Annotated in this window: 25 protein-coding genes and 3 pseudogenes; 16 read left to right on the top strand and 12 right to left on the bottom strand. The window is 72.8% G+C overall.

What is annotated here, in order from left to right; all coding sequences use genetic code 11:
* Positions 1 to 102: 102 nt before the first annotated feature.
* Positions 103 to 993, top strand: a complete 891-nt coding sequence (locus ACZ38L_RS16355; RefSeq protein WP_465693475.1) for a polysaccharide deacetylase family protein — start codon at positions 103 to 105, stop codon at positions 991 to 993.
* A 10-nt stretch (positions 994 to 1003) separates the two neighbouring features.
* On the opposite strand, the gene ACZ38L_RS16360 is transcribed toward ACZ38L_RS16355, so the two are convergent.
* The gene (locus tag ACZ38L_RS16360; protein WP_465693477.1) at positions 1004 to 1132 is read right to left on the bottom strand and encodes a hypothetical protein; all 129 of its coding nucleotides are present in this window, start codon (positions 1130 to 1132) and stop codon (positions 1004 to 1006) included.
* A gap of 80 nt (positions 1133 to 1212) precedes the next feature.
* Positions 1213 to 1716, bottom strand: coding sequence for an NUDIX domain-containing protein (locus ACZ38L_RS16365; protein WP_465693479.1), 504 nt, complete (start codon positions 1714 to 1716; stop codon positions 1213 to 1215).
* Positions 1717 to 2416: 700 nt separating this feature from the next.
* Here ACZ38L_RS16365 and ACZ38L_RS16370 point away from each other — a divergent pair.
* The 5 genes from ACZ38L_RS16370 to ACZ38L_RS16390 all read left to right on the top strand — a co-directional run bounded on the left by ACZ38L_RS16370 (position 2417) and on the right by ACZ38L_RS16390 (position 6412).
* Positions 2417 to 3112, top strand: a complete 696-nt coding sequence (locus ACZ38L_RS16370) for a DUF5753 domain-containing protein (protein WP_465693481.1) — start codon at positions 2417 to 2419, stop codon at positions 3110 to 3112.
* On the top strand, positions 3109 to 3324 hold the full coding sequence (locus tag ACZ38L_RS16375; RefSeq protein WP_465693483.1) for a DUF397 domain-containing protein: 216 nt from the start codon (positions 3109 to 3111) through the stop codon (positions 3322 to 3324). Before ACZ38L_RS16370 ends, ACZ38L_RS16375 begins: the two co-directional genes overlap by 4 nt.
* 654 nt (positions 3325 to 3978) lie before the next feature.
* Positions 3979 to 4860: an N-acetylmuramoyl-L-alanine amidase gene (locus tag ACZ38L_RS16380; RefSeq protein ID WP_465693486.1), complete on the top strand. Its 882-nt coding sequence runs from the start codon at positions 3979 to 3981 to the stop codon at positions 4858 to 4860.
* A 293-nt stretch (positions 4861 to 5153) separates the two neighbouring features.
* A complete protein-coding gene (locus ACZ38L_RS16385; protein ID WP_465693490.1) occupies positions 5154 to 6044 on the top strand; it encodes a hypothetical protein in 891 nt (296 codons plus the stop codon).
* A gap of 236 nt (positions 6045 to 6280) precedes the next feature.
* A complete protein-coding gene (locus ACZ38L_RS16390) occupies positions 6281 to 6412 on the top strand; it encodes a hypothetical protein (RefSeq protein WP_465693494.1) in 132 nt (43 codons plus the stop codon).
* A gap of 63 nt (positions 6413 to 6475) precedes the next feature.
* On the opposite strand, the gene grpE is transcribed toward ACZ38L_RS16390, so the two are convergent.
* From grpE to ACZ38L_RS16405, 3 genes are all read right to left on the bottom strand, one after another.
* Positions 6476 to 7105, bottom strand: coding sequence for a nucleotide exchange factor GrpE (grpE, locus tag ACZ38L_RS16395; RefSeq protein ID WP_465693496.1), 630 nt, complete (start codon positions 7103 to 7105; stop codon positions 6476 to 6478).
* The gene (gene dnaK / locus ACZ38L_RS16400) at positions 7102 to 8970 is read right to left on the bottom strand and encodes a molecular chaperone DnaK (protein WP_465693499.1); all 1869 of its coding nucleotides are present in this window, start codon (positions 8968 to 8970) and stop codon (positions 7102 to 7104) included. The genes grpE and dnaK overlap by 4 nt, the downstream gene beginning before the upstream one ends.
* 186 nt (positions 8971 to 9156) lie before the next feature.
* The gene (locus ACZ38L_RS16405) at positions 9157 to 9738 is read right to left on the bottom strand and encodes a TetR/AcrR family transcriptional regulator C-terminal domain-containing protein (RefSeq protein WP_465693502.1); all 582 of its coding nucleotides are present in this window, start codon (positions 9736 to 9738) and stop codon (positions 9157 to 9159) included.
* A gap of 395 nt (positions 9739 to 10133) precedes the next feature.
* On the opposite strand from ACZ38L_RS16405, the gene ACZ38L_RS16410 reads away from it, so the two are divergent.
* Positions 10134 to 11615 (top strand): hypothetical protein, encoded by a 1482-nt coding sequence (locus ACZ38L_RS16410; RefSeq protein WP_465693505.1) that lies wholly within the window; start codon positions 10134 to 10136, stop codon positions 11613 to 11615.
* Between the two features lie 142 nt (positions 11616 to 11757).
* On the opposite strand, the gene ACZ38L_RS16415 is transcribed toward ACZ38L_RS16410, so the two are convergent.
* Positions 11758 to 12804: a phosphotriesterase family protein gene (locus tag ACZ38L_RS16415; RefSeq protein ID WP_465693509.1), complete on the bottom strand. Its 1047-nt coding sequence runs from the start codon at positions 12802 to 12804 to the stop codon at positions 11758 to 11760.
* Between the two features lie 134 nt (positions 12805 to 12938).
* Between ACZ38L_RS16415 and ACZ38L_RS16420 the strand changes: the two genes are divergently transcribed.
* Positions 12939 to 13685 carry an ArsR/SmtB family transcription factor gene (locus tag ACZ38L_RS16420; protein ID WP_465693513.1) on the top strand — a complete coding sequence of 249 codons (747 nt, stop codon included), beginning with the start codon at positions 12939 to 12941 and terminating at the stop codon, positions 13683 to 13685.
* Between the two features lie 32 nt (positions 13686 to 13717).
* Here ACZ38L_RS16420 and ACZ38L_RS16425 read toward each other — a convergent pair whose 3' ends face one another.
* Positions 13718 to 14464 carry a methyltransferase domain-containing protein gene (locus tag ACZ38L_RS16425; RefSeq protein ID WP_465693516.1) on the bottom strand — a complete coding sequence of 249 codons (747 nt, stop codon included), beginning with the start codon at positions 14462 to 14464 and terminating at the stop codon, positions 13718 to 13720.
* 315 nt (positions 14465 to 14779) lie between these two features.
* Here ACZ38L_RS16425 and ACZ38L_RS16430 point away from each other — a divergent pair, with 315 nt between their 5' ends.
* Complete coding sequence (locus ACZ38L_RS16430) at positions 14780 to 15382, top strand: hypothetical protein (RefSeq protein ID WP_465693520.1); 603 nt, start codon at positions 14780 to 14782, stop codon at positions 15380 to 15382.
* 405 nt (positions 15383 to 15787) lie between these two features.
* Positions 15788 to 16374: pseudogene (locus ACZ38L_RS16435) on the top strand (DUF4232 domain-containing protein).
* A 69-nt stretch (positions 16375 to 16443) separates the two neighbouring features.
* On the opposite strand, the gene ACZ38L_RS16440 reads toward ACZ38L_RS16435, so the two are convergent.
* Positions 16444 to 17064 carry an ABATE domain-containing protein gene (locus ACZ38L_RS16440; protein WP_465693524.1) on the bottom strand — a complete coding sequence of 207 codons (621 nt, stop codon included), beginning with the start codon at positions 17062 to 17064 and terminating at the stop codon, positions 16444 to 16446.
* Between the two features lie 77 nt (positions 17065 to 17141).
* Between ACZ38L_RS16440 and ACZ38L_RS16445 the strand changes: the two genes are divergently transcribed.
* From ACZ38L_RS16445 to ACZ38L_RS16455, 3 genes are all read left to right on the top strand, one after another.
* A complete protein-coding gene (locus ACZ38L_RS16445; protein ID WP_465693628.1) occupies positions 17142 to 17939 on the top strand; it encodes an MBL fold metallo-hydrolase in 798 nt (265 codons plus the stop codon).
* A 141-nt stretch (positions 17940 to 18080) separates the two neighbouring features.
* Positions 18081 to 19139 (top strand): ABC transporter permease, encoded by a 1059-nt coding sequence (locus ACZ38L_RS16450; protein ID WP_465693527.1) that lies wholly within the window; start codon positions 18081 to 18083, stop codon positions 19137 to 19139.
* A 103-nt stretch (positions 19140 to 19242) separates the two neighbouring features.
* Positions 19243 to 20103 carry a type 1 glutamine amidotransferase domain-containing protein gene (locus tag ACZ38L_RS16455; protein ID WP_465693529.1) on the top strand — a complete coding sequence of 287 codons (861 nt, stop codon included), beginning with the start codon at positions 19243 to 19245 and terminating at the stop codon, positions 20101 to 20103.
* Between the two features lie 574 nt (positions 20104 to 20677).
* Here ACZ38L_RS16455 and ACZ38L_RS16460 read toward each other — a convergent pair.
* Positions 20678 to 20935: pseudogene (locus ACZ38L_RS16460) on the bottom strand (transposase); the annotation flags it as partial.
* A gap of 16 nt (positions 20936 to 20951) precedes the next feature.
* Positions 20952 to 21764, bottom strand: a pseudogene (locus ACZ38L_RS16465) (ABC transporter ATP-binding protein); the annotation flags it as partial.
* Positions 21765 to 21865: 101 nt separating this feature from the next.
* On the opposite strand from ACZ38L_RS16465, the gene ACZ38L_RS16470 reads away from it, so the two are divergent.
* The 3 genes from ACZ38L_RS16470 (at position 21866) to ACZ38L_RS16480 (ending at position 24369) form a co-directional block, all read left to right on the top strand.
* Positions 21866 to 22528, top strand: a complete 663-nt coding sequence (locus ACZ38L_RS16470) for a phosphotransferase (protein WP_465693534.1) — start codon at positions 21866 to 21868, stop codon at positions 22526 to 22528.
* 280 nt (positions 22529 to 22808) lie between these two features.
* Positions 22809 to 23372 carry a ricin-type beta-trefoil lectin domain protein gene (locus tag ACZ38L_RS16475; protein ID WP_465693536.1) on the top strand — a complete coding sequence of 188 codons (564 nt, stop codon included), beginning with the start codon at positions 22809 to 22811 and terminating at the stop codon, positions 23370 to 23372.
* A 205-nt stretch (positions 23373 to 23577) separates the two neighbouring features.
* The gene (locus ACZ38L_RS16480) at positions 23578 to 24369 is read left to right on the top strand and encodes a DUF4232 domain-containing protein (protein ID WP_465693538.1); all 792 of its coding nucleotides are present in this window, start codon (positions 23578 to 23580) and stop codon (positions 24367 to 24369) included.
* Between the two features lie 209 nt (positions 24370 to 24578).
* Here ACZ38L_RS16480 and ACZ38L_RS16485 read toward each other — a convergent pair whose 3' ends face one another.
* Positions 24579 to 25589 (bottom strand): helix-turn-helix transcriptional regulator, encoded by a 1011-nt coding sequence (locus ACZ38L_RS16485; protein WP_465693540.1) that lies wholly within the window; start codon positions 25587 to 25589, stop codon positions 24579 to 24581.
* A gap of 459 nt (positions 25590 to 26048) precedes the next feature.
* Positions 26049 to 26381 (bottom strand): thioredoxin, encoded by a 333-nt coding sequence (gene trxA, locus ACZ38L_RS16490; RefSeq protein ID WP_396563316.1) that lies wholly within the window; start codon positions 26379 to 26381, stop codon positions 26049 to 26051.
* Positions 26382 to 26619: the final 238 nt, after the last annotated feature.

Raw genomic sequence — 26619 nt, forward strand, 5'->3', positions numbered from 1 at the left:
CGGGGTGTCGCCGGTCCGGGCCCGCCGCGGCGTGGCAACATGACCCGAATCCCACCCCGGGCCGGTGCCGGCCCAGGCCGCACGGACGTGCTGGAGGAGTGGATGCCCGTCGACCGCCGCCAGGTCCTGGCCGCCGTCGCCGGCGGCGTGCTGGCGGGGTGCACCGCGTCCAACGGTCCACGGGCCGACTGGGCCACCCCCGGCACACCGGGCCCACCCAGCCCGTCCGCCCCGTCCGCCGCGCCGAGCGCATCCGCGACACCCGCCGCGCCCGCCGCGCCGACCATGCCGGGCCGCGCGGACGTGGTGGCCCGCTACGCCGACGCCATACCGACCAGCTGGGGCACCGGCGTTCCGGGCGTGCTCGACCAACTCCCGCCGGGGCACGGGCAGATCGAGCTGACCTTCGACGCGTGCGGCGGACCCGGCGGCGCCGGCTACGACCAGGCGCTGATCGACTTCCTGCGCGAACGCGCCGTCCCCGCCACGCTGTTCCTCAACTCCCGCTGGATCGACGCCAATCCCGAGGCCTTCCGCGCGCTCGCCGCGCAGCCGCTGTTCGAGATCGGCAACCACGGGACCCGACACCGCCCACTGTCGGTCTCCGGCCGCTCCGCCTACGGCATCGCGGGCACCCGCAACGCCGGGGAGGTCTTCGACGAGGTCGCCGGCAACCACGACCGGCTCACCGAACTGCTCGGCACCCCACCACGGTTCTTCCGCTCGGGCACCGCCCACTACGACGACGTGGCCGCCCGCATCGTGGCCGAGCTGGGGGAGCGGGCCGTGGGCCTCACCGTCAACGGTGACGCCGGCGCGACCTACCCCACGGCCGAGATCGACAGCGAGGTCGGCGCCGCCCCACCGGGCGCGATCGTGCTCGCCCACATGAACCAGCCCGCCGGCCACACCGCCGCCGGCATCGCCGCCGCCGTCCCACGACTCCTGGCGGCCGGCCACACCTTCACCCGGCTCGGCGACGTCCTGCGCTGAACCGCCCGCCTCACCGGCTGGTCCCGCGGGCCTCCTCCAGCGCCCGGAGCCGCTCGGCCGCACGCTTCTTCGCGGCTTCGGCCACTCGTGCCGCCGTGCCCGCTCGGCGCGCCCTCTCGGCATCGCGCGGTTCGAGCACGTGGAAGCACCTCCCGCGGACCTGGCCGCCCCGGAGTCCTCAGCCGTGCGGCGGACAGTCGTGCGGCGGGCAGTTCGCCGTCACTCGGCGAGCACTCCCGACATCATGAGAGCGGCGGACGACCTGGTGTCGAACCAGCGGACCGCTTCGGCGACTTGTCGCACGTGGTGCCCCTCACAGACGTCGGGGAGGTCTGCGGGCCTCACCCAGTCGAAGCCGCGCAGGTCGGGCCCGGCGGCTTGGAGGGGTCGCGCCATGGCGGCCTGTACCCGGGTGAGGCGGCGCAGGAAGACGAAGTCGTACCCCTCGCGCTCGTCCCTCTCGGGCCTGGCGCGCGAGTAGTCGACCAGTGCGAGGTCGGCCCTGGTGAACGGCAGGTCAATGCCGAGCTGTGCGACCACCAGCCGACGCGCGGTCATATGCGGGGGCTCGTTCGGCTCGGCGTGGCCACCGGGAATCCACGGGCACGGGCGGTGTGCCATGTCGAGCATGACGACCGTGTCGCCGCTCGGGTGGACGAGCACGGCCTGTGCGGTGATCCGGCGGGCGGGCGGGTTCCTGAAGTGCGTGCGATCCCAGACCACTTGGTGCTCCGTTCGTTCTGCGCGGCGGTAACACCCGCCCCGATCGGCTGCCGCGCGGTTGTCCGCGATCGGGGTGGGTGGCCCGTGCCGACTGGGGTTCCCTCCCCAGGGAATCGGCGCGGGGGTCTACTGGTGGTCCCGCCGCCACTGGCGGCGAGGGGGCGGCGGAACGGTTTCGCCGGCCGGGGCCGTCACGGGACCTCGGGGAGGGTGACGCACTCGGCACGCCGGGAGGTGCTCGGCCGCACGGCGGAAATCAACTTCGGTGTGCTGTCGACTGGTTGAATGAGGTGAGGTTTCGTTGTCCACTCGACACCTCCCCCTTCCGGGCGAAGGTAGATCAGCCCGGACGCCTCCGCCATGAAGACGCCCCGCCGTTCTGGATTGACCAACTCACTTACCAATTCGCCAACTTGGGGATGGTAGATCGTTGCCGGGGTCTCGGCCCGTCTCCGCACGGCGTCGCTCCTCTCCGTAGCGGGGTCGCTACAAGGCGAGATCAGATTCGCCTGGCATCGGAAGCTGTGCAACTTGCCGAACCGAGGAAGTGGAATTGGGGGTAATGCGCTTGAACCGCAAAGATCTTGATCTGACATCAAGTCCACTGGCGTCCTTTGGGACGCAACTTCGCAGATCACGCACTGCCAAGGGCTGAACGCAGGGGCAGCTTGCCGACCGCGTCGGCTGCTCGGACAGCTACGTGTCCGCCCTGGAAACTGCACTCAAATCCCCCTCGCGAAAGTTCGCGGTCAAGGCGGATGCAGAGCTGGAGACAGGCGGGACGCTCGAGCTGATGTGGTGGAACCTCAAGCACCCTGCGATGGTCGAGGGGTTCCCCGAATTCGCCGGCCACGAGGCCAGAGCCGACGAGATAAGAATGTTCGAGTTGAACCTGATCCCGGGGCTCTTCCAGACCGAGGGGTACGCGACGGCGCTGGCCTCGGCAGCCGTGAAGCGCGGGGACATCACTCAAGCCCGGGCGGACGAACGAGTGGCCTTCCTGCTCACTCGCCAACGGGCACTGGATCGAACTCCACCGCCCCTCGTACACGCCGTGTTGGACGAGAGCTGTCTCCGTCGGCCCATCGGAGGCAGTGCAGTGATGGCCCCTCAGCTTGTCCACCTGGAGGACATGTCTGAGCGACCGAACGTGATCATCCAGGTCGCCCCCTATGACTTGGGCGAGCGGGCTCCGTTCATGCTCGGGGTGACGCTCCTGCTGCCGGACCGCACCACTCTCGCTTACTCGGAGGCCCAGCAACGCGGGCTGCTGGAACGCGATCTCGTGATCACCCGTGCGTGGGACAGGAACTACGATTGGCTCCAGGTGGAAGCGCTGCCCCAGGCTGCATCCCTGGCAATGATCCGCAAGGTACGAGAGGAAATGCACACATGATCACCGCTGCTGACCTGACGGGCGCTCCCTGGGTCAAGTCGTCCTACAGCCAGTCCGGCGGACAGTGCGTCGAGGTAGCGGCCAACATCCCCGGTGTCGTCCCCGTCCGAGACTCGAAGGACCCCGAGGGGCCCGCACTGATCTTCGCTGCCGACGCGTGGCGGGCGTTCGTCGCCGAGGTGGGAGCGGGGGCCTTCTCCTCGACTTCCTGACCTGCGCGTGATCCTCCGACAGCCCCCGGCCGCTGCCCTTCCTGGCACGGGGGCTGACGTGCTGTGCCAACTCGATCCGCTGGCGTGTCTGTTGCGCGAGGACGCCGCGGGCCGTCAACGCGAGACGGTGCCGACCGGCGCCGGGATCGCGCCGGCCGCCGGGTCGAGGGCCACCGCCGCGCCCCCGTGGCCGCCCAGCACGGCCGGCGGGTCGGGCAGGCGCAGCCGGTGACCGGGGCGTACGGCGGGCCGTTGGTGGAACCGGTCCGGTACATGAAGGGGTAACCATCGACGTAGTCCGAACGGGTGATGCGCTGTCCGCCGACGACGGTGTCCCCGCGCGGGTAGGCGTACCGATCGGACAGCTCGCGCTCCTCGTACGCGCCGTCGGCGTACGAGGCGGCCGTGACGCCCCCCATCCGGTCGACCCGTACCAGCGGCGCCAGGACCGGCGCCGAGCACGGGACGGATATCCGCCTGATGGGCCTGTCCGCGAAAACGTTCCTCCTCAGTCCGGCAAGGGTGGTTCGAGTGCGGTGAAAGCCGTCCCCGCGCCCTTCGCATCGCGAACGCCCGTTCCGGTTCCCGCTCCCCAGGGGGGACGAGGGGGCAGGACGACGTGCGGGCCGCTGCCGATGCTCATAATCTCGCGGCATGGAGATCGACCGGCGCCGGATCCTGCGTCGCGTGGCGCAGGGGGCCGCGGTGGGCGCGGCGGGCGCCCTGGCTGCGGCGGGGCGCCCGCGGCGGGTGAGCGCGTCACCCGCCGGACCGGCCTCGTCCGCGTCCGCCGGCCCCGCCCCCGCGGCGTTCGGCGCGGACCCGCTGCCCGCGCCGTGGAAGCCGCCCCCGCCCCCCATCGTGCCGCGCACGCTGTGGCAGAACGACCAGCTGCCGCGCCCGTCCCAGGCGCAGTACGACCACGTGGTACGGGCGATCTTCGTCCATCACACCGCCAGTGGCGACTCCTACCGCCCGCAGGACGTGCCCGAGATCATCCGCTCGATCTACACCGACCACCGGGAGAGCCGGGGCTGGGACGACATCGGCTACCAGTTCCTGGTCGACCGCTACGGCACGATCTACGAGGGGCGCCTGGGCGGCGTCGACCAGGCGGTGGTCGGCGCGCAGGCGCAGGGCTTCAACCACGAGACGGTCGGCGTCGCGGTGATCGGCACCTACAAGCCCGGCGTCCAGGTGCCCGCGCCGGTGGTGGAGGCGATAGCCCAGCTGGCCGCCTGGAAACTGGGCTCCTACGGCGTCGACCCGCACGGCCGCTCCGAGTTGACGTCCACCAGCAACGAGAGCCGCTACCCCAGCGGCACCAGCCATCTGTTCAACGCCGTCTCCGGGCACCGCGACGCGTGCTTCACCCAGTGCCCGGGCGACGCGCTCTACGCCGTGCTGCCGCAGATCATCGACCGCGCCGCCAGCCTGCTGCGCGCCGCACCGCCGGCCCGACCCGTCCTGCCGATCGACGCCTTCCGCGCCATCGCGCCGGGCTCGGTCAAGTCCCCCGACACCCAGGGGCACTGATCCTCCCGGTGCCGCCCCGGTGGTTGGACGACGGCGCGGTGCCGTGAGCGCGATCCCACCCGCGGCGGCGGGACCCGCCTGCCGGTCGCATCCCGACGGGGGCGAAGGATTCCCGCCGCTGCTCGGCCGTCGGCCGACAGCGCGGCAGGACCCCAAGAGCGGTCGGGGCCATGGGGCGTGGGCGGTCCCGGTGCGGCGCGTCCGGCGCCGGCCGCCGAACGAGCCACTCGAACACCCGTGATAAGTTCGCCGGCGAACACTTATCGCACGAATACGCACAAAGGGGGGCGATCATGCGGCGACGTGTGATCCGCGATGTCGCGGTCGTACTGCTGACCGCGACCGGTCTGCTGGGGGTTCCGTCGGCCGCACAGGCCGCGGAGTCGGCCGCACCGAATCCCAACTGCCAGCTGTCGCACGACCCGTACCCGGGTACCGCGACGTTGGACCGGGGCCACGTGCTCGCCCCGGGGCAGAGCCTCACCGCGAAGGACAACGCGTCCACGCTGGTGATGCAGCCGGACGGCAACCTGGTGCTCTCCCTGGTGAACTCGACCGGTGGCCCCAACCACGTGATCTGGAACAGCGGCACCTGGGGCAATCCACGGGCCTACGCGGTGATGCAGTGGGACGGCAACTTCGTGATCTACCGTGAGGGTGGCGGACCGTCCGACGGCGGCGCGCTGTGGAGCACCGGAACCTGGGGACAGACCGGCGCCTCGGCCAACCTCTTCCCGGGCGGTTCGTTCGGCGTCATGACGTACCAGGCCGGCTGGAGCACGGGCACCTTCCAGTCCCCGTCCGCGTTCTGCCCGAGCGCCCCCCACTCGCCGGGGCTGCTGACCTCCGGCAGTTGGGCGCAGTCCGCCTCGGTCTGGCTGATCGTCCAGCCGGACGGGGACGTCGTGCTCTACCGCAAGCGCGACAACGCGCCGATCTGGCGCAGCGGAACCGCGGGGCACCCGGGCGCCGTGCTGGTGATGCAGGAGGACGGCAACCTGGTGGTCTACCCGGCGCCGCACGGCACCAGCTGGGGCCAGCCGCTCGCCGCCACCGGCACCTGGAACAACCCCGGTGCGTACGCCCTGCTCCAGGACGACGGAAACCTCGTGATCTACCGTCACGACGGCGGCCCCAGCACCGGTGGTGCCCTGTGGGCCAGCGGCACCTGGCAGAACGCCTGAGCGCCGCCGCCCTTTCCCGGCCCCGCTCCCTCCGCGGCGCACCCGGCATCCTGACGGCACGACGGACGGCACGACGGACGGCACGACGGACGGCACGACGGACGGGACGGACGAGCGAGATGGGGAGGCGGTCGACAGGCATCAGTTTCAGCCGCCTCGATCCTTCGGTCCGCCCCGCCGTCGAACGCCTGATTCACTTGGCCTGTCAGTGTCAACTACTGGACCCTGGAGCTGGGATGAAGCGGATCACCGCCATGGCGGCCGGCGTGGCCCGTGGCCTCTCGATCGCACCGGTGGGCGTCGCCCAGGCAACCCCGCCCGCCTCGACCCAGCAGCCGATGGTGGCCGCCACGGCGCCGTGCTGCTGAGCTGATCACACGCCGCCGCGGTCGGACGGGTGTCGCGATCCGACCGCGGCGGCCTGGCCGTGCCTAACCCTCCCGCGCCGGGGCGGGCGGTGTGCCGACCACGACCTGGGCCGGGCGCAGCAGGTGTTGCCCGACCCGGTAGCCGGGGCGCAGCACGGTGGTGCAGGTCGGCTCCTCGACCTCGGCCGAGGGCTCGTGGGCGAGTGCTTCGTGGCGGGTGGGGTCGAAGGGCTCGCCCGGGTTCCCGAAGGACTGCAGCCCCAGGGCGGCGAGCTGGGATTCCAGCGCGTCGGCGACCGCCCGCAGCCCGTCGGTGAGTTCGCCGTGCTCGCGGGCCCGGTCGATGGCGTCCAGGACCGGCAGCAGCCCGGTCAGGACGTTGACGACGGCGATCTCGCGGACCGCGAGCCGGTCGCGCCGCACCCGCTTGCGGTAGTTGTCGTACTCCGCCTTGAGGCGTTGCAGGTCGGCGGTGCGCTCGGCGAGCCGCGCCTCGAGCGCGCCGAGCCGGTCCACCGCGCCGAGCAGCCGCTCGCTCCCGGCCTCCTCCCCGCCGCCCGCTCCCTCCTTCCCGGCCCGGTCGGGATCCCGCAACTTCAGGGTCACCGGGTCGATGCGCCGCTTGTCCCGGATCACGACCGCGGGCACCTGCTCCTGCGGTCCACAAGGCCCGGAACCGTCCGGCCGGCTCATCCAGCGCCTCCCTTCGGACTGTCCTCGTCCACGATCTCGGCGTCGACGACGTCCTGTTCCTCACCACCCGCGGCATCCGAACCGCCCGCCGCCGGGCCGCCGCCGGAGCCCGCCGCCTGGGCCTGGGCGTAGAGGGCGGTGCCGATCCTCTGCGCGGCCGTGGTCGCCCGCTCCGTCGCCTCGCGGATGGCCGCGGTGTCCTCGCCCTCGAGCTTCTCCCGGAGGTCCGCGATCGCCGTCTCCACCTCGCTCCTGACGTCGCCGGGCACCTTGTCCTGGTTCTCCCGGAGCAGCTTCTCGGTGCCGTAGACCAGTTGTTCGGCGTTGTTGCGGGTCTCCGCGGCCTCCTTGCGCCGCCGGTCCTCCTCGGCGTGCTGCTCGGCCTCGCGGACCATCCGCTCGATGTCGTCCTTGGGGAGGGCGGAGCCGCCGGTGACGGTCATCCGCTGCTCCTTGCCGGTGCCGAGGTCCTTCGCGCCGACGTGCATGATGCCGTTGGCGTCGATGTCGAAGGTGACCTCGATCTGCGGCAGGCCGCGCGGGGCCGGCGGGAGGCCGGTCAGCTCGAACATCCCGAGCTTCTTGTTGTAGGCCGCGATCTCGCGCTCGCCCTGGAAGACCTGGATCTGCACGGAGGGCTGGTTGTCCTCGGCGGTGGTGAAGATCTCCGAGCGTTTGGTGGGGATCGTGGTGTTGCGCTCGATCAGCCTGGTCATGATGCCGCCCTTGGTCTCGATGCCCAGGGACAGCGGGGTGACGTCCAGCAGCAGGACGTCCTTGACCTCGCCCTTCAGCACACCGGCCTGCAGCGCGGCGCCGATCGCGACGACCTCGTCCGGGTTGACGCCCTTGTGCGGTTCCCGGCCGGTGAGGGACTTGACCAGGTCGGTCACCGCGGGCATCCGGGTCGAACCGCCGACCAGGATCACGTGGTCGATGTCGGAGACGTTGATCCCGGCGTCCTTCACCGCCTGGTGGAACGGGGTCTTGCAGCGCTCCAGCAGGTCCGCGGTCAGCTGCTGGAACTGGGCCCGGGTGAGCTTCTCGTCCAGGTGCAGCGGGCCCTCGGCGGAGGCCGTGATGTAGGGCAGGTTGACGCTGGTCTCGGCGGCGGAGGACAGCTCGATCTTGGCTTTCTCGGCCGCCTCGCGCAGCCGCTGCAGCGCCATCTTGTCCTTGGACAGGTCGACGCCGTAACCGTTCTTGAACTGCTTGACCAGGTGGTCGACGACCCGCTGGTCCCAGTCGTCACCGCCCAGGTGGGTGTCGCCGTTGGTGGACTTCACCTCCACCACGCCCTCGCCGATCTCCAGCAGCGAGACGTCGAAGGTGCCACCGCCCAGGTCGAAGACCAGGATGGTCTGCTCGTTCTCCTTGTCGAGGCCGTAGGCCAGCGCGGCGGCGGTCGGCTCGTTGACGATCCGCAGCACGTTCAGGCCCGCGATCTCGCCGGCCTCCTTGGTCGCGGTGCGCTGGGAGTCGTTGAAGTACGCGGGCACCGTGACCACCGCGTCGGTCACGTCCTCGCCCAGGTACGCCTCCGCGTCACGCTTCAGCTTCTGCAGCACCCGCGCCGAGATCTCCTGTGCGGTGTACTGCTTGCCGTCGATGCTGCCCTGCTCCGGGAACCGCCAGCCGGCCTCACCCATGTGCCGCTTCACCGACCGCGCGGTGCGCTCCACGTTGGTGACCGCCTGCCGCTTGGCGATCTCGCCGACCAGCACGTCGCCGCCCTTGGCGAAGGCCACCACGGACGGTGTGGTCCGGGCGCCCTCCGCGTTCGGGATGACGGTCGGCTCACCGCCCTCCAAGACGCAGACCACCGAGTTCGTGGTCCCCAGATCGATACCGACTGAGCGAGCCATCTCAAGATCTCCCTCCTCCAGTCCGGTGTACCACCGGGCTTGGGCGGACGGCACACCCCTGGTGGCACCCGCCGCCCTCCGCCGAGGGGCGGCCCACAGCCTCCAGGAGTCCTCATGAAACTTGAGTCCAATGCTATCAAGTTTGCCCGCGAACGCCTGCGGGCGGCCCCGCGGGCACCTGTCCCGTCAGGCGTGCCGGTCGGCCTGGAGGCTGCTCAGCGTCTGTTCGAAACCGCGGATCAGCGTGGACAGGCCGGTCTCGAAGGCCAGTTCACTGAAGTCGGACGGGGCGTTCAGCAGGGGATCCAGGCCGGGTGGAAGTCCGGTGGCCGGCAGCGACGCCGCGCGCGGCAGGCCGAAGTCGAGGGCCGCGCCGGCGAGGAAGTACTCGACGCACTGCACGATCGGCACCAGGTGCTCCTGCGGCCAGCCGGCCTCGCGCAGCACGGCGAAGGCGTTGGCGTAGCCCCGGAGCGCCGCGAGGGACTGGGTGGGACGTGTCACCAGCAGCGGCACCATGTGGGGATGGGCGGCGAACGCGGCGCGGTAGGAGCGCGCCCAGCTGTCCAGCGCGGCCGTCCACGGACGGATGCCCGGATCGAGCTCCATCTCGGCGACGATCAGGTCGCAGATCCCGTCGATGATCTCCTCGCGGCTCGCGACGTAGTTGTAGAGGGACGGCCCCTTGACGCCCAGTCGGGCCGCGATCCGGGTGGTCGACAGGGCCTCCGCCCCCTCCTCGTCGACCAGTGCGAGAGCGGCCCGCATGATCCCCTCCCGGGTCAGCAACGGCCGTGGCGGTCTGCCCATCGCGCTCTCGTCTCGCCTTCTCACCTCGTCGGACCCGGAGTTGGGCCGTGAACGCGGACTAGTGTACGTTCTCGCCCAGGCAAAACTACTGGCTCTAGTTTTAGGGGGGCGCCAGGGGGTTCGCGTCCGGTGTCGCACATCTGACACCGGGTCGGGCCGTGCGGCGCGATGCGCCCCGCGCGGTCCTGGCCGACGGCGGAACCCGGCCACCTCCAGCGCTCTCCCGCGACGTGCCGGAAGCCACTCGGGTCCTCCCCGCGGTGGGCCTTGCCGACGCCATATCTGGCATGCCCCTGACACGTCGTGGGGTGGCCAACCTCCCTGCCCGCCTTACGCCGAAGGTGACCCTCCGCATGTCCACGCGCACCCTCGCGCTGCCCGCGCTCGCCGCGTCCGTCGTCCTCTCGCTCAGCGCCTGCGACCCGACGACGCCGGCCGCCCAGTCCACCGCCGCCGCCCCGGCCGCCTCCGCCCCGACCGACGCGACCTGGCCGGACACGGCGGCCCCCACCGGAAACCCGCGGGTGACCCTGGTGACCCCGGCCGCCGACCAGGCGTCAGCGGCACCGTCGGTGGAGCCCGCCGCCCACCCGAGCGCCTCCGGAGCATCGAAGCCGGCACCGGCCGATCCGTCCCCGTCCAAGGCGCCCACCGTGGCCGGCACCCCCGACCTCAAGCTGGACTCCTACAACCAGCAGACCGGCAAGGCCGTCCTGGCCGTCGCCGGCACCGGCAAGGGGGCCACCCCCAGCCCGGCCGCCTCGGCCGCGGCCACCGCCGCGCTCCAGGCCGGCCAGCTGATCGACAGTCCGCCGTCGGCCGCCGCCCCGCACGGCGCGCTGCTCGCGATCACCGGCGTCCAGCCGGCCGGCGACGGGAAGGTGGCGGTCAGCACCCGCCCGGCCACCATCTCCGAACTGCTCGGCCAGACCTGGGCCAACGTCAGGAGCGCCCTCGACCCGCACCGGATCCAGCTCACCCCGAAACTCAAGGACCTCAAGGTCTCCTACGTCCCCAACCCCGACGGCGGCAACGGCTCCGCCTCGGCCGCGCTGGAACTGGACGCGAACGACAGCATCCCGCTGCCCGGCGGCACCAAGGCCACGCTCTCCGGCTCGCTCGAACTCGACCCCAGCGTCCTCTTCTCCTACCAGGGCGCCCACGGAATCCTCGGCGCCGAGCAGGCCGCGGTCGGCTTCGACCTCGGCGCGCACGCCAACTGGCACCTGACCGCGAGCCTGGCGGGCTCCACCGGCCAGGTGAAGATCCCGATCGCCACCCTCACCGCCACCCCCACGGTGATGGTCGGCTCGCTGCCCGTCGTGATCACCCTGAACCTCACCGTCTACGCCGAGGTCAGCGCCGACGGCACGGTCACCGTCGACACCACGCAGAAGGTCGACGGGGACTGGGCCATCCACGCCGACTACACCAAGGCGGCCGGCTGGACCTCCGCGACCGAACCCGTCACCACCACGATCTCCCCGGTCCGGGCCCGCTTCTCCGGCAACGCCAACGTCCGCAGCGGCCTGGTCGCCGACGGGTCCGTCGCGCTCTACGACAGCCTGGGCGTGAAGGCCACCGTCGAGCCGTACCTGCGGGCGGCGGTGAACGGCGAGGTCAGCGTCGAGAGCACCGGTACCAAGCCGACCGTCACCGGCCGGGCCGGCCTCTACGGCGGCCTCGACGTGAACGGATCCGTGCTGGCGCGCATCGCCGTCCTGGGCACCCCGCTGCTCGAGAAGGACCTGCCCTTCACGCTCTACCGCAACGAATGGCCGATAGTCGCCGCCTCGGCGCCCGGCCCGAACCCGAGCGCCACGCCCACCCGCTGACGCCGCTGCCCGCCCGTCAGGGCGAACCGGCGTCGAAGTCCCCACCCCGGGTGGGGACTTCGACGTGCGGCGGGTCAACGGCCGGGGGCATCGGCGCCGTTCACCCCGAACCGCCGGTCGCCGTTGCCCCGCTCGGACAGCCCTAGGCGATGGTGAGCAACCGCGCGGGGTTCGTGTGGAGCATGGCGTGGATCTGGGCGGGCGTGACCCCGCGTTCGGCGAGCATGGGGACGAACACCGCGCTGAGGTAGGCGTAGCCCCATCGGCCGTGGGTGGCGGGGTTGAGGTGGACCTGGGCGCCGGTGAGGTCGTGGGAGAGCAGGATGCGCTCGGTGTGACCTTCCGCGACCAGCCGGGCGATCCGGTCCGCCCGGGTGGAGTCGGACCGACGCAGGGCCTGCTTGGTGTACGGCCCGTCCGGGAGCGGCCCCGCCGGCGCCGGGAGCCGCAGGTCCCAGGTCTCCTTGCCGACCGAGTCGAAGGCGATCGCGGCGCCACGGTCCAGAACGCGGCGGACGTAGTCGAGGTCGGGGTGGTTGTCCAGGTGCCCGACGACCACCCGAGCCAGGTCGACGGCCTCCCGGGCCAGCAGGTCGAGCTGCTCCAGTGCCATCGTCCCGTGCGTGGTGTGGGTGTTCACCGCCAGTCCCGTGACGTGGTGGGCACGAGCGGCCGCCCGCAGCCCTTTGAGCTCGTGGGCCGTGACCTCCCCCAGACCGGTGGGCTGTTCGCCGAGAATCCCCGCACGCACTCCCGTGCCGGCGATTCCCGTCGTGGCGTCCTCGACGAAGCGTCGGGTGATCTCCTCGACCGACGCCTCCCGCACCCACCGCGGGCTGAACCCCTCCCGGTAGGTCGCCGTGCCGCACACGATGTGCACGCCGCTGCGCCGGGAGATCTCCCTCAGCAGCGCCACGTTCGCGCCCGAGGCGTCCCGGCCGGCGTCGCCGTACGGGCTCAGGTCGACGACCGTGCGGATCCCGTGGGCCCGCAGCCCGCTGAGCGCCGAGACCGCCAGCGAGACCTGCTCGCGCGCGAACGCCTCGCGCTCACCGCGCTCGCCGCCGCGCGGTCGCGGGCCGCCCGAGAGCCACGGCCCCGGAGTCAGCGACAGCAGATGCTCATGGGAGAGCACCCCGCCGAGTTCGGCCGGATCGACCGGGCCGTTGACCGTCTGAACATGTGCCACCGTGGCTCCTCCGCTCCTGATTCCGTGGCACCCTAGGCCGAGAACGCCTCCACCGGGCCGGAAACGTCGCCGCGGCCAGCCGCCCCGGGCACACTTCCGCACGGCCGGAAACGTCCATGGGCGACGATGGGGGCATGTGTGCCACCCCGGCCGGCCCCGGAGAACCGGACATCGCCCACGCGGCGAACTGGTTCGCCGACCCCACCCGCAGCCGCATCCTGACCGCCCTGGCCGGCGGGCGCGCCCTGCCCGCCGGCCAGCTCGCCGCCGAGGCCGGAGTCACCGCCCAGGCCGCCAGCGCACAGCTGGCCCGGCTGCGCGAGGCCGGCCTGCTCGCGGTGGAGCAGTCGGGCCGCCACCGCTACTACCGCCTGGCCTCGGCCCAGGTCGCCGCCGTCATCGAGGCCCTGGCCGGCATGGCGCCCCTCCAGCCGGTCCGCTCGCTGCGCCAGGGCAACCGCTCCGCCGCCCTGCGCGCCGCCCGTACCTGCTACGACCACCTCGCCGGGCGGCTGGGCGTCGAGGTGACCCGGGCGCTGGTGGACCGAGGAGCCCTGATCACAGCGGACCGCCCGGACGGGACCGCCCGCCGCCCGTCGGACCCGCCTGCCCACCGGCTCGGCCCCCGAGGCCCGCAGGTGCTCGCCGCCCTCGGCGTGTCCGACGACGTGCTCACCGCGGCCGTCCGCCGGCCGCTGCTGCGCTTCTGCCTGGACTGGAGCGAACAGCGCCACCACCTGGCCGGCCGGCTGGGGGCCGAGCTCCTCACCGCCATGACCGCCTCGGGCTGGCTCGAACAGAGCCCCCGGCAGCGGGCGGTCCGGGTCACCCCTGCCGGCGCCGCCCACCTGCAGGCCGTACTCGGCCTCAGCACGGCGTGACCGGACCCCGCGCCGGTCGCGTGCCGTGCCGCTCAGGAACCCGGCGCGGACAGCGCTCGCGCACCGACCAGCCAGCAGGCCGCGGTGAAGCGGACCTCCCCGCCGCGCAGGTAGGAATCGAACGCGGGGCGGACCGTCTCGACGACCTGGGCGCGCTTGCGCTCATCTACCTCGCCGAGGGCCAGGCCGAGCGGACCGAGCCGGGTGAAGTAACGGACCAGCTCCCTCTCGGGCAGGGCGCAGACCACATCGATCGGCCGGATGTCGATCTCGGCCCAGGCGCTCTCCTCCAGAACGCGGCGGACCCTGCACGGGTCCGCGAAGGCGAACTGCCCCGGCGCGTTCGGCCGTCGTCTTGACTTCCTCCCCGCTCTGAAGGGCGGGGAGGAAGTCAACGGATCGGAGATGTCGATGCCCACGCAGCGACCCCTCGCACCGAGCCGCCGCGCGACGGCCACCGTCGTGCTGCCCGTGCCGCAGCCGACATCGAGCACGCGGTTCCCGCGTCCGGCGCGGACCGCCTCGAGGAGCAGCTCCTCGAAGGGCCTGAACATCCCGTCGAGGACCACCTGCGCCTCGACCCAGGCGTGGCCGGCGGGGTCGTTCCAACGTGCCGTCTGTCCGGCGTCGGTCCTGCGCGTGACTTGCGTGATCGTCTCCTGCGCCTGCCTTGCCGAGGTGGAGATCGAAGCGCCGGCGAAGAGCGCTCCGCGGTCACCGTGAAACCCGTTCCAGGCCCGCCTCTCGCCTGCGACGCGCGCCGTCGCGGCGCCCGGCACCAACCCTGACCGCGAGCCCGCACCACCGGCAGGCCGACGCCTACCGTGCGGTCCGAAAGACAACGGCCGACGCGCGATCCCCATGGCCGGGCCCGAGCCGCGGCCGTGGTCCCGACGTGGCATCGACCATGCTCGGGCCTGCGCCGCCAAGACGCGGCGACCTGCCGGAGACCGCCCAGCCGGCGCCAAACTCGGGTGATTTTTCCGCCAGTTCGGCAAACTCGCTCGGGCCGGGAGGGCCTGCCGTAGCATCTTCATGTCCATGTCACTAACGGGCCGTCAGTGGCGGCCCGCACGAGCGAGAGGACATTCCGCATGATCCGACACCGGCGCATCCCCGCCCTGTTCGGCGCCGCCCTGCTGGCGGCCGGGCTCGGCGCGCTGGCAGCCCCCGCCCAGGCCTCCACCCCCACCACGCGCACCGCCCCCGCGGCCGCCGCCCCCGACGCCGCCGCACAGGCCGCCGTGGTGGCCGCGGTACGCCAGCAGCAACTCACCCACCCCAACGCGACCGGCCGGCACATCTGTTACGCCGCGCACGTGCAGAACATCGGCTGGCAGCCCGCGGTCTGCGACGGGGCCCAGGCCGGCACCACCGGCCAGTCGCTGCGGATGGAAGCGCTGACCATCGCGGTCTCCGGCGTCGGCGGGGTCTGCGCCCAGGCCCACGTGCAGAACATCGGCTGGCAGGCCTGGTCCTGCGTCGGCGACGGCCTGGTCGCCCAGGTCGGCACCACCGGCCAGTCCCTGCGCATGGAGGCGCTCAACATCGGCGTCTCCACCGGCGCCGTCTGCGCCGACGCCCACGTGCAGAACATCGGCTGGCAGGGCTGGAACTGCCAGGCCACGCCCGCCACCGCGTTCGTCGGCACCACCGGCCAGTCGCTGCGCATGGAAGCGATCGAGCTGACCGTGTGAGGTCCGGTGGATGGGCCGCGGCAGCTGTGCCCGGCCCATCCACCGCCGCGGTGGGGCCCGACCCCGGGGGTGACCACCCGGACGCCCCCGGCTGAGCGCATGCGGAACGGAAATTCCCTGCCGCACACGGGAGTTGACCGTAGCGCGGCACGGGCGTGGGATCTGGAGAGCGGGGAACGGATTCGGGCCGGCTCAGGTCGCTCGGGCCGGAGCTCTGGGACAGGAACGGCACACCGTCACAGCTCTGTCCCGGCCGTCGCCGCAGGCTGGACGATCATGATCGCCTCTGTGACGCTTCTGGTGGCCGCGGTGGGGAGCCGCGATCCATCACTCATGGGAGATGTTCAGATGCGTGTTCAGCGTGCCCTGGCGGCAGGTGCGGTGCTGGTCGTGGCGGGGCTGGCGATGACCGCCTGCCAGGACGACGTCAGCGGGTCGGCCGGCACGGGTGGTGGCCAGGCGGTGTCGGCGCCGAGCGGCGCCAAGGCCCCCGCCGGCACCGGTGGCGGTTCGGCCGCCCCCGGCGCGGGCGCCAAGGCCCCCGCCGGGGGCGGTTCCGGGGCGGGCAGGGCGGCGGTCGCCTCCTGCGCCACGGACAACCTGATTCCCGACGTCTCCGTGGGCAACGCCACGCCGCCGGAGGCGGACATGCGCTCGGTCACCGTGTCGTTCGTCAACAAGGGTGGCACCTGCACCCTGTACGGCTTCGCGGGGGTCAACCTGGTCACCAGCGAGGGAGCCACCGACGTGCCGCGCGGCTTCCAGCAGCCGGGCACGTCACCCTTGCCAAGGGGCAGGGCGGCACGTTCACGATCTGGTACCGCACCAACCCCGACGGCCATCCCGGTGCCAAGGTGACCACCATGACGATCACCCCGCCCGGGGAGACCCACTCGGTCAAGATGAACTGGCCGGGGGAGGAGTTCGCCACGGGTGCGGACGCCGGCGGTACCGACACGCTGTACCTGGAGCCGGTCGGCAAGAACGGCTGATCCGTCGTCGGCGGGTGACGGTGTGGCAGGCGGCTGCCCGGCGGTCGGTCGTGTCCTGCCCAGCCGGGGTCAGCCCCCCGTGGCCCGTGTGCGGCGGGCGTAGGCACGGGCCGCGCGGGCGCGGTCGCCGCAGCGCACCGAGCACCAGTGACGGCGGGCGTGGGTGCGCAGCAGGTAGCGCTGGCAGGGGGTGGAGTCGCAGGCGGCGAGCCGTTCGGCGTCGGGGCCGGTGAGCAGGTCGGCGGCGTCGGCGGCGAGGACCGCGAGGGCGTGGTCGACGATCTGGTCGATGGGATGCGCCCGGACCCGGTGCAGGCCCCGCGCGGGGTCCCAGCGCAGCAGCGCGGCCGCGGGGGCGCCGGTCAGGGCGTCGTTGACGGCGCGCAGCGCCCCGTCCGGCGCGGGGAGGGCGTCGATCCGGGACGCGAGCAGTGCCCGCAGCTGGTCCCGCAGGGCGCGCAGCCGGGCCGCGCACACCTCGTACAGCCTGGCGTCGGCCGGCGCGAGGTCGCGTTCGACCAGCCACCGCGTCGCCGCCTCGGGTGTACCGAGCAGGTCCAGGTGCTGGCCGCCCGGCAGGGTGAGCGCGGTGTTGGCGAAGTCGAGCGCACGATACTGCTCCGCGCCCGGTGCGGGCGGCGGAATGGGGTGGACGAGGTCGCCGGTCGCAGTCTCCTTCATGGCTCTCATGTTACGCCTTGCGTTTTTCCGTGAGACTCCACTAGTTTCATCTCACGGAAAAAATTCGACTTACCCGTGAGGACATGATGGCCGAGACCAGCACGCCCGCCGAGCAGACCCCCGTCAGCGTCTTCGGCGGTCCGACCGCCCTGATCGAGTACGGCGGGCTGCGGTTCCTCACCGATCCCGCCTTCGACGCCCCGGGCGAGTACCCCCGGGGCGGGGGCCACGTCCTCACCAAGACCGCCCCCGCCGCCGCCGCCCCCGCCGAACTCGCCCCCGTCGACGTGGTCCTGCTCTCCCACGACGAGCACCCCGACAACCTCGACCACTCCGGCCGTGCCCTGCTGACCGACATCCCGCTGGTCCTCACCACACGCGGCGGCGCGGGCCGGCTCGGCGGCACCGCCCGGGGCCTGGCCCCCTGGGAGAGCGTCGACCTGCCCCGCCCCGACGGCGGCACCCTGACCGTGACCGCCACTCCCGCCCAGCACGGGCCCGAGGGCTGCGAAGGCGTCACCGGCGAGGTGATCGGCTTCGTCCTGACCGCCCCGGACCTGCCCACCGTCTACATCAGCGGCGACAACGCCTCGCTGGCCCTGGTCCGGCAGATCGCCGACCGCTTCGCCCCCGTGGACACCGCCGTCCTCTTCGCCGGCGCCGCCCGCACCGCTCTGTTCGACGGCGCGCTGCTCACCCTCGACAGCGCCCAGGCCGCCGAGGCCGCCGCCATCCTCGCCGCCCGCCGCGTGGTCCCCGTCCACTTCGACAGCTGGGGCCACTTCACCGAGGGCCGCAGCCACCTGGTCGACGCCTTCACGGCGGCCGGGCTGCTGGACCGTCTGGAGCCCGCCTCGGCCTGGGCCGCCGCCACGCGCGGCTGACCGAAGCGCGAACGACGCGTCACCACCGACGGCCCGGGGACCGGAGCGCCCGAGGTGACGGGACCCGGTCGGCCGCAGGACACCACGGGCGCACCCGCCGGGGAACCGGGGATCGTACGCCGCCCGGCATACGATCCCGCCATGGGTGAGCACCGATCCGCGGCGGCCGGTCCGCAGCCGTCCGGCGGAGACGGCCGGCCGCGGCCCACGTGCTCCCCCTTCGTTCCCGCCGCAGTGGTCTCACTGATCGTCGGGGCACTGGCCGGGCTCTTCGTGGGCGCCTACTCCTGGGCGATGGCGCATCCGGTCCCGCACCGCATCCCCGTCGCTGTGACGGGCGGGGCCGCCGGTGGCGGACGCTTCGTCAGCGCCCTGGAGAACGCCCTGGGCACCTCACTGGTGCTCCACAGGTATCCCGACTACGGCTCGGCCCGGGCCTCGGTGGACGCGCAGCGGGACTTCGCGATCCTCCAGCAGAACGCGAGCGGCACCCAGGTCGATGTCGCCAGCGCGGCCGGGGCATCGGTCGCGCGGGTACTCGGCCAGAGCGCACCGCGGGTAGGCGGCGAGCTGGGCATCCCGGTCGAGGTCAGGGACGTCAAGCCGCTTCCCGACACGGACCCGCAGGGACTCGCCGTCTTCTACGTGTCCCTGGGATCGAACATCCTGGGACTCGTCGGCGCGATCCAGCTCGGCGTGCACGCCAAGTCCCTTGAGCCCGCGGAACGGATCGCCTTCACGGCGCTCTACGCGCTGCTGGGCGGCCTGTCGATCTGCGCCATGATCGGCGGGGTCCTCGGCGTGCTGCGCCTGCCCTTCGTCCAGTCGTGGGCGATCTGCGCGCTCACCATGTTCACCTCCGGCGCGATCTACACGGCCTTCCAGACGTTCTTCGGGCGCTGGGCGCTCCTGCCGGCCTGGCTCCTCCTGGTCGTGCTCGGCAACCCGTCCTCCGGGGGTGCGGTCGCCTGGCCCCTGCTGCCTCCCGCGCTGGGTTTCCTCGGGCGCTTCCTGCCCCCCGGCGCGTCGGTGAACGCCCAACGCAACGCCATCTACTTCCACCACAACCAGCACCTCGAGCCCTACGTGGTCCTGGCCGCGTGGTGTCTGGCCGCCACCCTGCTGTTCGTCGTGTGGCGCGAGCGCCACCCCGGCGGCCGGGACACCGGCCAGGGCGCCGCACCCGTCACCCAGGACTGAGCGACCACCAGCCCGCATCCGCCCTCGGACCGCGGGGCGTCGGCGCGGCGATAGTGTTCGGCACTACGGCGGACGGCGGACGACAGGAAAGCAGGTGCTCGCGGTGGCGACGGTGCTCGTACCGATTCCCGCTCGGGATTTCGACCCGTCGGAGGTCGCCGTCACCTGGCGGGTGCTGACCGACGCCGGCCACACGGTGCTGTTCGCCACCCCGGACGGCCGGCCGGGTGTCGCCGACGACCTGATGGTCACCGGCCGCGGCCTCGATCCCTGGGCCCGGACACCGGGCCTCGGCCGGCTGGTGCTGGTCGGGCGGGTGCTGCGGGCGAACCGGGCCGCCACCGAGGCGTACGCGCGGCTGCGCCGTGACGCCGCCTTCCGGGCGCCGCTGCGCTGGTCCGACATCGAACTCGCCGAGCTGGACGGCCTCGTGCTGCCGGGTGGCCACCGGGCGCGGGGCATGGTCGAGTACCTGGAGAGCGAGACCCTCCAGGGGCACGTGGTCGAGGCCTTCCGGCGCGATCTGCCCGTGGCGGCGATCTGCCACGGGGTGCTGCTCGCCGCGCGCAGTACCGACCCGGCGACCGGCCGGTCCGTGCTGTACGGCAGGCGTACCACCGCGCTGACCTGGAGCCTGGAGCGGAAGGCGTGGCAGCTGGCCCGGCGGACGCGGTTCTGGGACCCGGACTACTACCGCACCTATCCGGAGGAGCCCGGCCAGCCCGAGGGCTACCTGTCCGTCCAGCAGGAGGTCACCCGGGCGCTCAGGGATCCCGCCGACTTCCAGGACGTCACCGCCGGCCTGCCCGACGCCCGCCGCAAGGCCGGCGGCCTGCGACGTGACAGCGCGGACGACGAGCGGCCCGCCTTCGTCGTCCAGGACGGCCGCTACGTGTCGGCCCGCTGGCCCGGCGACGTCCACACCTTCGGGAAGCGGTTCAGCGCGGTGCTGTCCGGGAGCTGAACGCCGGGCGGCGCGGGTGCCGGCCCCGCCAGCGGCGACCGACCGGACGACGAAGCCCGGCCTACCGCAACCGCGCGCCCGCCCCCGCCTGCTCGCTCATCCGGTGCGCCAGATGGACCGGCAGCGCCGACAGCACGATGAGCGCGGAGGCGACCACGTCCACCACCGGCCCCTGGTTCGGCCGGGCCAGGTTGGCGAAGATCCACAGCGGCAGGGTCTGGGTGCCGGGACCCGCGGTGAAGGTCGTCACCACGATCTCGTCGAAGGAGAGCGCGAAGGCCAGCAGCGCGCCCGCGAGGAGCGCGCCGCGCACCGCCGGGAGCATCACGTACCAGAACGTGAAGTTGCCGGTGTTCCAGACGTATTCGACGCTCGAGGTGAAGTCGTCGGTGGTCCAGAACGCCGACAGCAGCAGCACCGCCAGCGAGCCGAGGTAGGCCAGCGTCAGCCACGCCATCGGTGCGCAGAGCAGTGCTGCCAGACGCAGGCCGGGACGCCGGTGGAGCGCCCCGGCCAACCTGCGCGCGGGGGAGGGCATCAGCTCTTGATCTCGTTCCAGGCGGTCACCCACTGGGCGACGGCCCGGTAGGTGGGGGCGGTGGCCGCCGAGGCTGAGCATGGCGAGGGCGATGAGGGAGGTGGCGTCCTTGAAGCCGAAGGCCATGCGGGTGATCAGCCGCATCTTGGTGTTCATGCTCTCGACGAGTCCGTTACTCAGTCCGTGCTCGGCGGCTGCGGTGATGGCGTCCCAGTGCTTGACGATGGTGCGTTGGAGTTTCACGAAGGGTTCCAGGCGGCAGCGTCGTGCCCACCCCACCCAGTCCCACAGGGCCTGCGCGGTGTCCTTGGTTCTGCCGCAGCGCGACGAGCCGGCCGCCGGTCTCCAGGTCGACCGCGAACCGGGTCTGCGCGCCGGTGTAGACGACGTCCGCGATCCGGCCGGCCGCCCGGAACTCGTCCGGTCGGGCGGAACCGTCCGGGCGCGTCATGCGGATCTTCTCCGGCCGGATCGTCCAGCTGCCCGGTGAGCCGAAGACCTGTGCGGCCTCCGGGCCGTGCAGCAGGTTCGCGGTGCCGACGAAGCCCGCGACGAACGGTGTGGCCGGGCGCTCGTAGACCTCGGCGGGCGTGCCGACCTGCTCGATCCGACCGGCGTTGAAGACCGCGATCCGGTCGCTCGTGGTCAGCGCCTCGTCCTGGTCGTGGGTGACGAGGACGAAGGTGACGCCCGCCCCGCGCTGGATCCGCTTGAGCTCGATCTGCATCTCCAACCGCAGCTTGAGGTCGAGCGCGCCCAGCGGCTCGTCCAGCAGCAGCACCGGGGGACGGTTGACCAGGGCCCGGGCCAGGGCCACGCGCTGGCGCTGGCCGCCGGAGAGTTCGCTGGGGCGGCGGTCGGCCAGGCCGGCCAGGCGGACCGTGGCGAGCGCCGCGGTGGCGCGCTCCGACCGCTCGGCCCGCGGCACCCGCTTCACCCGCAGCCCGTACTCCACGTTCCGACGCACCGACAGGTGGGGGAAGAGCGCGTAGTCCTGGAAGACCGTGTTGACGTCCCGGTCGAAGGGCGCGATCCGGGTCACGTCCCGCCCGTTCAACAGCACCCGGCCCGACGACGGCTCCTCGAATCCGGCGATCAGGCGCAGCACCGTGGTCTCGGCGGCCGGGCGCTGACGGCCCGCGCGGTGCGCCCGCAGGTGTGACCCACGGGTCCGAAGCGGTCCGGTCTGGTACCGCCGGTCCGGCCCCGGCTAGGTTCTGCGGCATGAGAATCGGCGAGTTGGTGGGGGCCGGCCGGACGGCGGACGTGTTCGCGTTGGACGACGGGCGGGTGCTGCGTCGCTACCGGGGCGGGGATGACGCCACGGCTGAGGTAGCCGTGATGGGGTACCTGGCGGAGCACGGGTTCCCGGTGCCCGCCGTCTGGCCGGGGACGGCCGCCAGTGAACTGGTGATGCAGCGGCTGTCCGGCCCGACGATGGTGGAGGCCCTGGCCAACGGCGTGGTCACGGCGGAACGGGCCGGCGCGATGCTGGCGGAGCTGCTGCGGCGGTTGCACGCGATCCCGGCGCGTCTCCCCGCCGGACCCGGGCATCGGATCCTGCACCTGGACTTCCATCCCGACAACGTCGTGCTGACACCACGGGGCCCGGTCGTGATCGACTGGGCCACCGCGGTGCAGGGCCCACCGGGCCTGGACACGGCGATGAGCGCGCTGATCCTGGCGCAGGCCGCCCTCACCATGCCCGCCGTCGCCGCAGGTGCCCGTGCCGTGCTCTCCCCGCTGCTGCGGCATCTCGGCGGTGTGGAGGAGGCGTACCTCGCCCAGGCCAGGGCGCGGCGGGCCGCCAACCCGACGCTCAGCCCGCAGGAGGTCGGCAAGCTCGACGAGGCGGTGGCCCTGATCATCGAGACCGCCGGTTCCTGACGCACCCGGCCCGGCCGCCCGCCCCTCCCCCCCCGGGAGGGCAGCCCGCGACCGCCACCGGGCGCTCCCGACGCCGAGGGGACGACCGGGTGGGCGGAGGGTCCGCCGCCGAGGGCACGTCAGTGTCAGTCCAAGGTCGCATCGTTCCGCCCCTGGCGTCAGCTGATATGAATCGATTACCGTCTCTCATGTACACAGGTTTATCCACCGGTGTCACCCAGGTACTGCTCGAAGCGCTCCCATCATCCCAACGACACGCCATCGTAAGGAAGTTGAACTGTTGAAGCGCATCGGAAAGATCGTCGCCCCCCTCGCACTCGCGCTCGGCCTCGGCTTCGCCCTGCCGTCCGCCGCACAAGCGGCCCCGGCCACCGCGCAGCCCTACGCCTACGGCTACCTCGTCGCCCTCTACAAGCCGCCCTCCAACAACGGCACCTACTTCTGCATGGACGAGTACCGGCAAGCCAACGGCAACGGCCGGCCGGTCGTCATCAAGCCGTGCATGGGCACCTGGAACCAGTTCTGGTTCTGGAGCCAGGACGGCCTCATCCACAGCACCAACGACGGCCGGTGCCTCTGGGCCCACGTCGCCAACGGACCCAGCGGCGGACCTGACGCCGCCGCCTACGACTGCAACGCGAACGACCCGAACCAGCGCTGGACACTCGGCCCCGACCACAGCGTCTGCAACGCCGCCAACGCCTGCCTCCTCGCCACGGGCATGCCGGGGCCGAACGGCTCGTACCACCTCATGGGCTCCACGCCGGGCGCGAGCGCCAGCATCTACCAGCAGTTCGACTGGCACCCCTCCGCCAGCAGCACCCCGACCAACCCCAACCTGTAGCCGACCACGGCGCGACAGCGGGAGGGGGCGGGATGGCGGGAGCGGTCGGCGCCGCGTCGACCGCTCGATGGCTGACGGAGTGTCACAGCCTCGTCCGGGTAATGTCCTGACGACTGTGACACCGATCGTGCCACCCACGGCGGCTGTTCCGCCGTCTTGGGATGCGTCCGAGTCACGCGCACCGCACCGCCGCCGGGGAGCCACCATGTCCGTCCGTCGCCGTCGCCCGCTGCTCCTGTCCGCCGTCCTCGTCGCCGGGGCGGGGCTCGCCCTGACCGCCTGCGGGCCCGACGACACGTCGGCGAGCGGTTCGGCGGCGGCCTCGCCCGCCGTGGTGGCCGCCGCACCGTCGGGCGCGGCGGGCGCCCCGGCCTCCAGCGCTCCCGTCCCCGCCGCACCCGCGGCCGCGGCTGCCGCACCGGCGGCGGGGACGCCGTCGCACACCGCCGCAGCCGCGAGGCGCACACCGTCCGCCGCGAGCCCGTCGGGTGCCGCACGATCCGGCGGTACCGGGCGTGACGCCTACGCCGCCGCCCACCCATGCGACATCCAGCACCTCTCGATCCACCTGACGGCGCGCCCCGGGGCCGCCACCCAGCGGGTGATCGAGGTGCACAACGCCGGCCCGAACGCCTGCAGCCTGAGCTCCTACCCGGGGGTCGACCTGGGCAACTCCGCCTCCGCCGACGAGAGCCAGAACGTCATCCCGACGGTCCCGGGCGGGCCCGGCAGCAGGTTGCGGTTCCCGCTCCCGGCCGGCCAGAGCGCCTACGCGGTCATCGACCTCGACCCCAGCGGCGCCACCACCGGCACCCTGTCCTGGATCAACGAGCTCAACGTGCTGGCCGACCGGGACGGCACCAACATGCCCCTCGCGGACATCGAGAACTTCCCGATCGGCACCGGCGCTCGGGTGCTCGAGCCGAAGCTGGGCCTCTACCGGAGCAGCGTGGCGGACGCGGTCACCTCCATGTCCGGCGCCAGCACGCAGCACTGAGAAGCGGGCAGCCCCTCCGCACGGCGCGCGCGGTGCCGCGGCGTGGCGCTCCAGGAGGCGGGCCGTGACGCCGACTGCGACCGGCGCGCCGACCGGCGACGTGAGGGCGCGACCCCGCGGTCGCCCGACGCGGGACGGTCCGGTCGATCGGGCCGGCCCCGGGTTGCGGAACCGCCCTCGAGCAGTACGTCCGAGGACAGGCCGTCCGGTCAGGCCTCGTCGCCCTTCGGTTCCAGCAGTCCGGCACGGGCGGCGATCACCCCGGCCTGGAAACGGCTGTGGGCGTCGAGCATGTCCAGCAGGCCGGCGATGTGACCGCGGCAGGCGCGCACGGACAGGCCCATCCGCTTGGCGATCACCTCGTCCTTGAGGCCGTTGGCCATCAGCGCCAGGATCGCGGCCTTGATCTCGCTGACCGCGGCCCGCGCGGCGAAGGGGCCGGTCTGGTAGGGCGTGCCCAGGTTCCAGGCCTGCTCGAACGCCGAGCACAGGTAGTCGAGGATCGACGACTCGCGCACGACGACGGCCCCGAAGCGGTGCTCGCGGTGTGGCAGGAGAGCGGTCCGACGGTCGATGATGATCATCTGGCCGGGGATCTCGGCGACGGTACGGACCTGCGAGCCGGCGGCGAGCACGGTCTCGGCGTAGGCCTGGGTCGCCGGATGGAAGCGTGCCGTGTGCTGGTACAGGCTGCGCAGGGTGATCCCGCGGCGCAGCAGCTCGAGGTCCCGCGGCAGCGCGTCGGCCAGGGCCGCGGGCGGCCGGCCGCCACCGGGCTGGCAGGCCATGATCTCCTTCTCGCAGGTCGCGGTCAGGTCCGCGATGAGCGCGCGGACGACGAACTTGTCCTCCAGGACGTCCACCCCGCTGATGGCCCCGTCGTGCGGCGGGTCGGCGTAGACGGACTTCAACGCGGCGAGGCGGGAACGCAGTTGGGTCGTGCGGCCGCGTTCGGTCAGGAGATCGACCTCGGCCTGGCGGTGCGCGCTCTCCCGCGGGCCCACCAGCGTCGCGATGGCGATCTCCGGGCTCGCGGCGACGAGACCCTCCGCGTCGGGAACGAGAACATGACGGTCCAGCAGCACTGTCACGGCATGTCGGCACTCGTCGTCCCGGTAACCCAACTCCCGCCCGATGCGCGGGATGTCGTCCACCGGCAGCCGGCGCTGCGCCACCGCCCACGCATAGACGTCGAACAGGACGTCGTCCTCTGACCCCATCGCGATTTCCCCCGAAATCCGCCCTGGCTTCGCCCGATCCGGGCGCTTGTGTCTGCTGCCCCTTCGGCCCCCGTCACATGATGGACCATCGTGCGCGGCGGCGGCGATATCCCGCGCGGCGGCAGTGTGGGGCCCGGCGAAGCGGTGCGGGCCACCGGCCGCCGGATCCACCGCTCCATCGAACCCAGGGGGAACGTGCCATGCGCAAGCCCGCGTCGTTCGGCCTGGCGGCCGTCGCGGTGCCCGGCGGGACCTTCGGCGCCCACGCCGGCGGCGCCCGCGCGGCCGGACCTCGGCGCCCGGCCGCTGCGCCACCGGCCCCACCGGAGCGGCCAGCTCACGACAGTCGTGTCGGGGCCCTCCTGCCGCGCCCGCGTCCTGGGCGGCTGTCGGAGGGCCCCGACGACGCGGGGCCGAAACGCGTGTGATCGGCCACCGCCGGTCGTGGCCGGCGAGTCGCTACATGCCGAGGAAGTCGGCCAGGTCCCGCTCGATGGCGGCCTTCGGCTTGGCCCCCACGATGGTCTTGGCGACCTCCCCTCCTTGGTAGACGTTCAGCGTCGGGATGGACATGACCCCGTACTTCGCGGCGGTCGCCGGGTTCTGGTCGATGTTGAGCTTGACGATCTCGATCTTGTCGCCGTGCTCGGCCGCGATCGCCTCCAGACTCGGCGCGATCTGCCGGCACGGGCCGCACCACTCGGCCCAGAAGTCGACCAGAACGGGCTTGTCGCTCTTGAGGACGTCCTGCTCGAAACTCGCGTCGGTGACGTTCTTCAGTGTTCCTGCCATGTATGCCTCCTGTGTTCAACGGACTGTGCCGCGGATGTCTCGCCGGACCTGTGCCCCGACCAGCCCCGTCGTACTCCGACGCCGGCTCGGCGGCATCCCGGCCGCCACGAGGCCCGGGGGGGGGGGGGGGGGGGGGGGGGGGGGGGGCTGGGGGGGGGGGGGGGGGGAGGGGGGGGGGGGGGGGGGGGGGGGGGGGGGGGGGGGGGGGGGGGGGGGGGGGGGGGAGGGGGTGGGGGGA

This window comes from Kitasatospora sp. NPDC024654, from assembly GCF_055559155.1.

Bases quoted from the DNA above. Each gene is read 5' to 3' on its own strand.
- ACZ38L_RS16355 (WP_465693475.1), top strand. From the start codon at position 103: ATGCCCGTCGACCGCCGCCAGGTCCTGGCCGCCGTCGCCGGCGGCGTG.
- ACZ38L_RS16375 (WP_465693483.1), top strand. From the start codon at position 3,109: ATGATCACCGCTGCTGACCTGACGGGCGCTCCCTGGGTCAAGTCGTCC.
- ACZ38L_RS16380 (WP_465693486.1), top strand. From the start codon at position 3,979: ATGGAGATCGACCGGCGCCGGATCCTGCGTCGCGTGGCGCAGGGGGCC.
- ACZ38L_RS16385 (WP_465693490.1), top strand. From the start codon at position 5,154: ATGCGGCGACGTGTGATCCGCGATGTCGCGGTCGTACTGCTGACCGCG.
- ACZ38L_RS16390 (WP_465693494.1), top strand. From the start codon at position 6,281: ATGAAGCGGATCACCGCCATGGCGGCCGGCGTGGCCCGTGGCCTCTCG.
- grpE (WP_465693496.1), bottom strand. From the start codon at position 7,105: ATGAGCCGGCCGGACGGTTCCGGGCCTTGTGGACCGCAGGAGCAGGTG.
- dnaK (WP_465693499.1), bottom strand. From the start codon at position 8,970: ATGGCTCGCTCAGTCGGTATCGATCTGGGGACCACGAACTCGGTGGTC.
- ACZ38L_RS16405 (WP_465693502.1), bottom strand. From the start codon at position 9,738: ATGCGGGCCGCTCTCGCACTGGTCGACGAGGAGGGGGCGGAGGCCCTG.
- ACZ38L_RS16410 (WP_465693505.1), top strand. From the start codon at position 10,134: ATGTCCACGCGCACCCTCGCGCTGCCCGCGCTCGCCGCGTCCGTCGTC.
- ACZ38L_RS16420 (WP_465693513.1), top strand. From the start codon at position 12,939: ATGTGTGCCACCCCGGCCGGCCCCGGAGAACCGGACATCGCCCACGCG.
- ACZ38L_RS16430 (WP_465693520.1), top strand. From the start codon at position 14,780: ATGATCCGACACCGGCGCATCCCCGCCCTGTTCGGCGCCGCCCTGCTG.
- ACZ38L_RS16440 (WP_465693524.1), bottom strand. From the start codon at position 17,064: ATGAGAGCCATGAAGGAGACTGCGACCGGCGACCTCGTCCACCCCATT.
- ACZ38L_RS16445 (WP_465693628.1), top strand. From the start codon at position 17,142: ATGGCCGAGACCAGCACGCCCGCCGAGCAGACCCCCGTCAGCGTCTTC.
- ACZ38L_RS16450 (WP_465693527.1), top strand. From the start codon at position 18,081: ATGGGTGAGCACCGATCCGCGGCGGCCGGTCCGCAGCCGTCCGGCGGA.
- ACZ38L_RS16470 (WP_465693534.1), top strand. From the start codon at position 21,866: ATGAGAATCGGCGAGTTGGTGGGGGCCGGCCGGACGGCGGACGTGTTC.
- ACZ38L_RS16480 (WP_465693538.1), top strand. From the start codon at position 23,578: ATGTCCGTCCGTCGCCGTCGCCCGCTGCTCCTGTCCGCCGTCCTCGTC.
- ACZ38L_RS16485 (WP_465693540.1), bottom strand. From the start codon at position 25,589: ATGGGGTCAGAGGACGACGTCCTGTTCGACGTCTATGCGTGGGCGGTG.
- trxA (WP_396563316.1), bottom strand. From the start codon at position 26,381: ATGGCAGGAACACTGAAGAACGTCACCGACGCGAGTTTCGAGCAGGAC.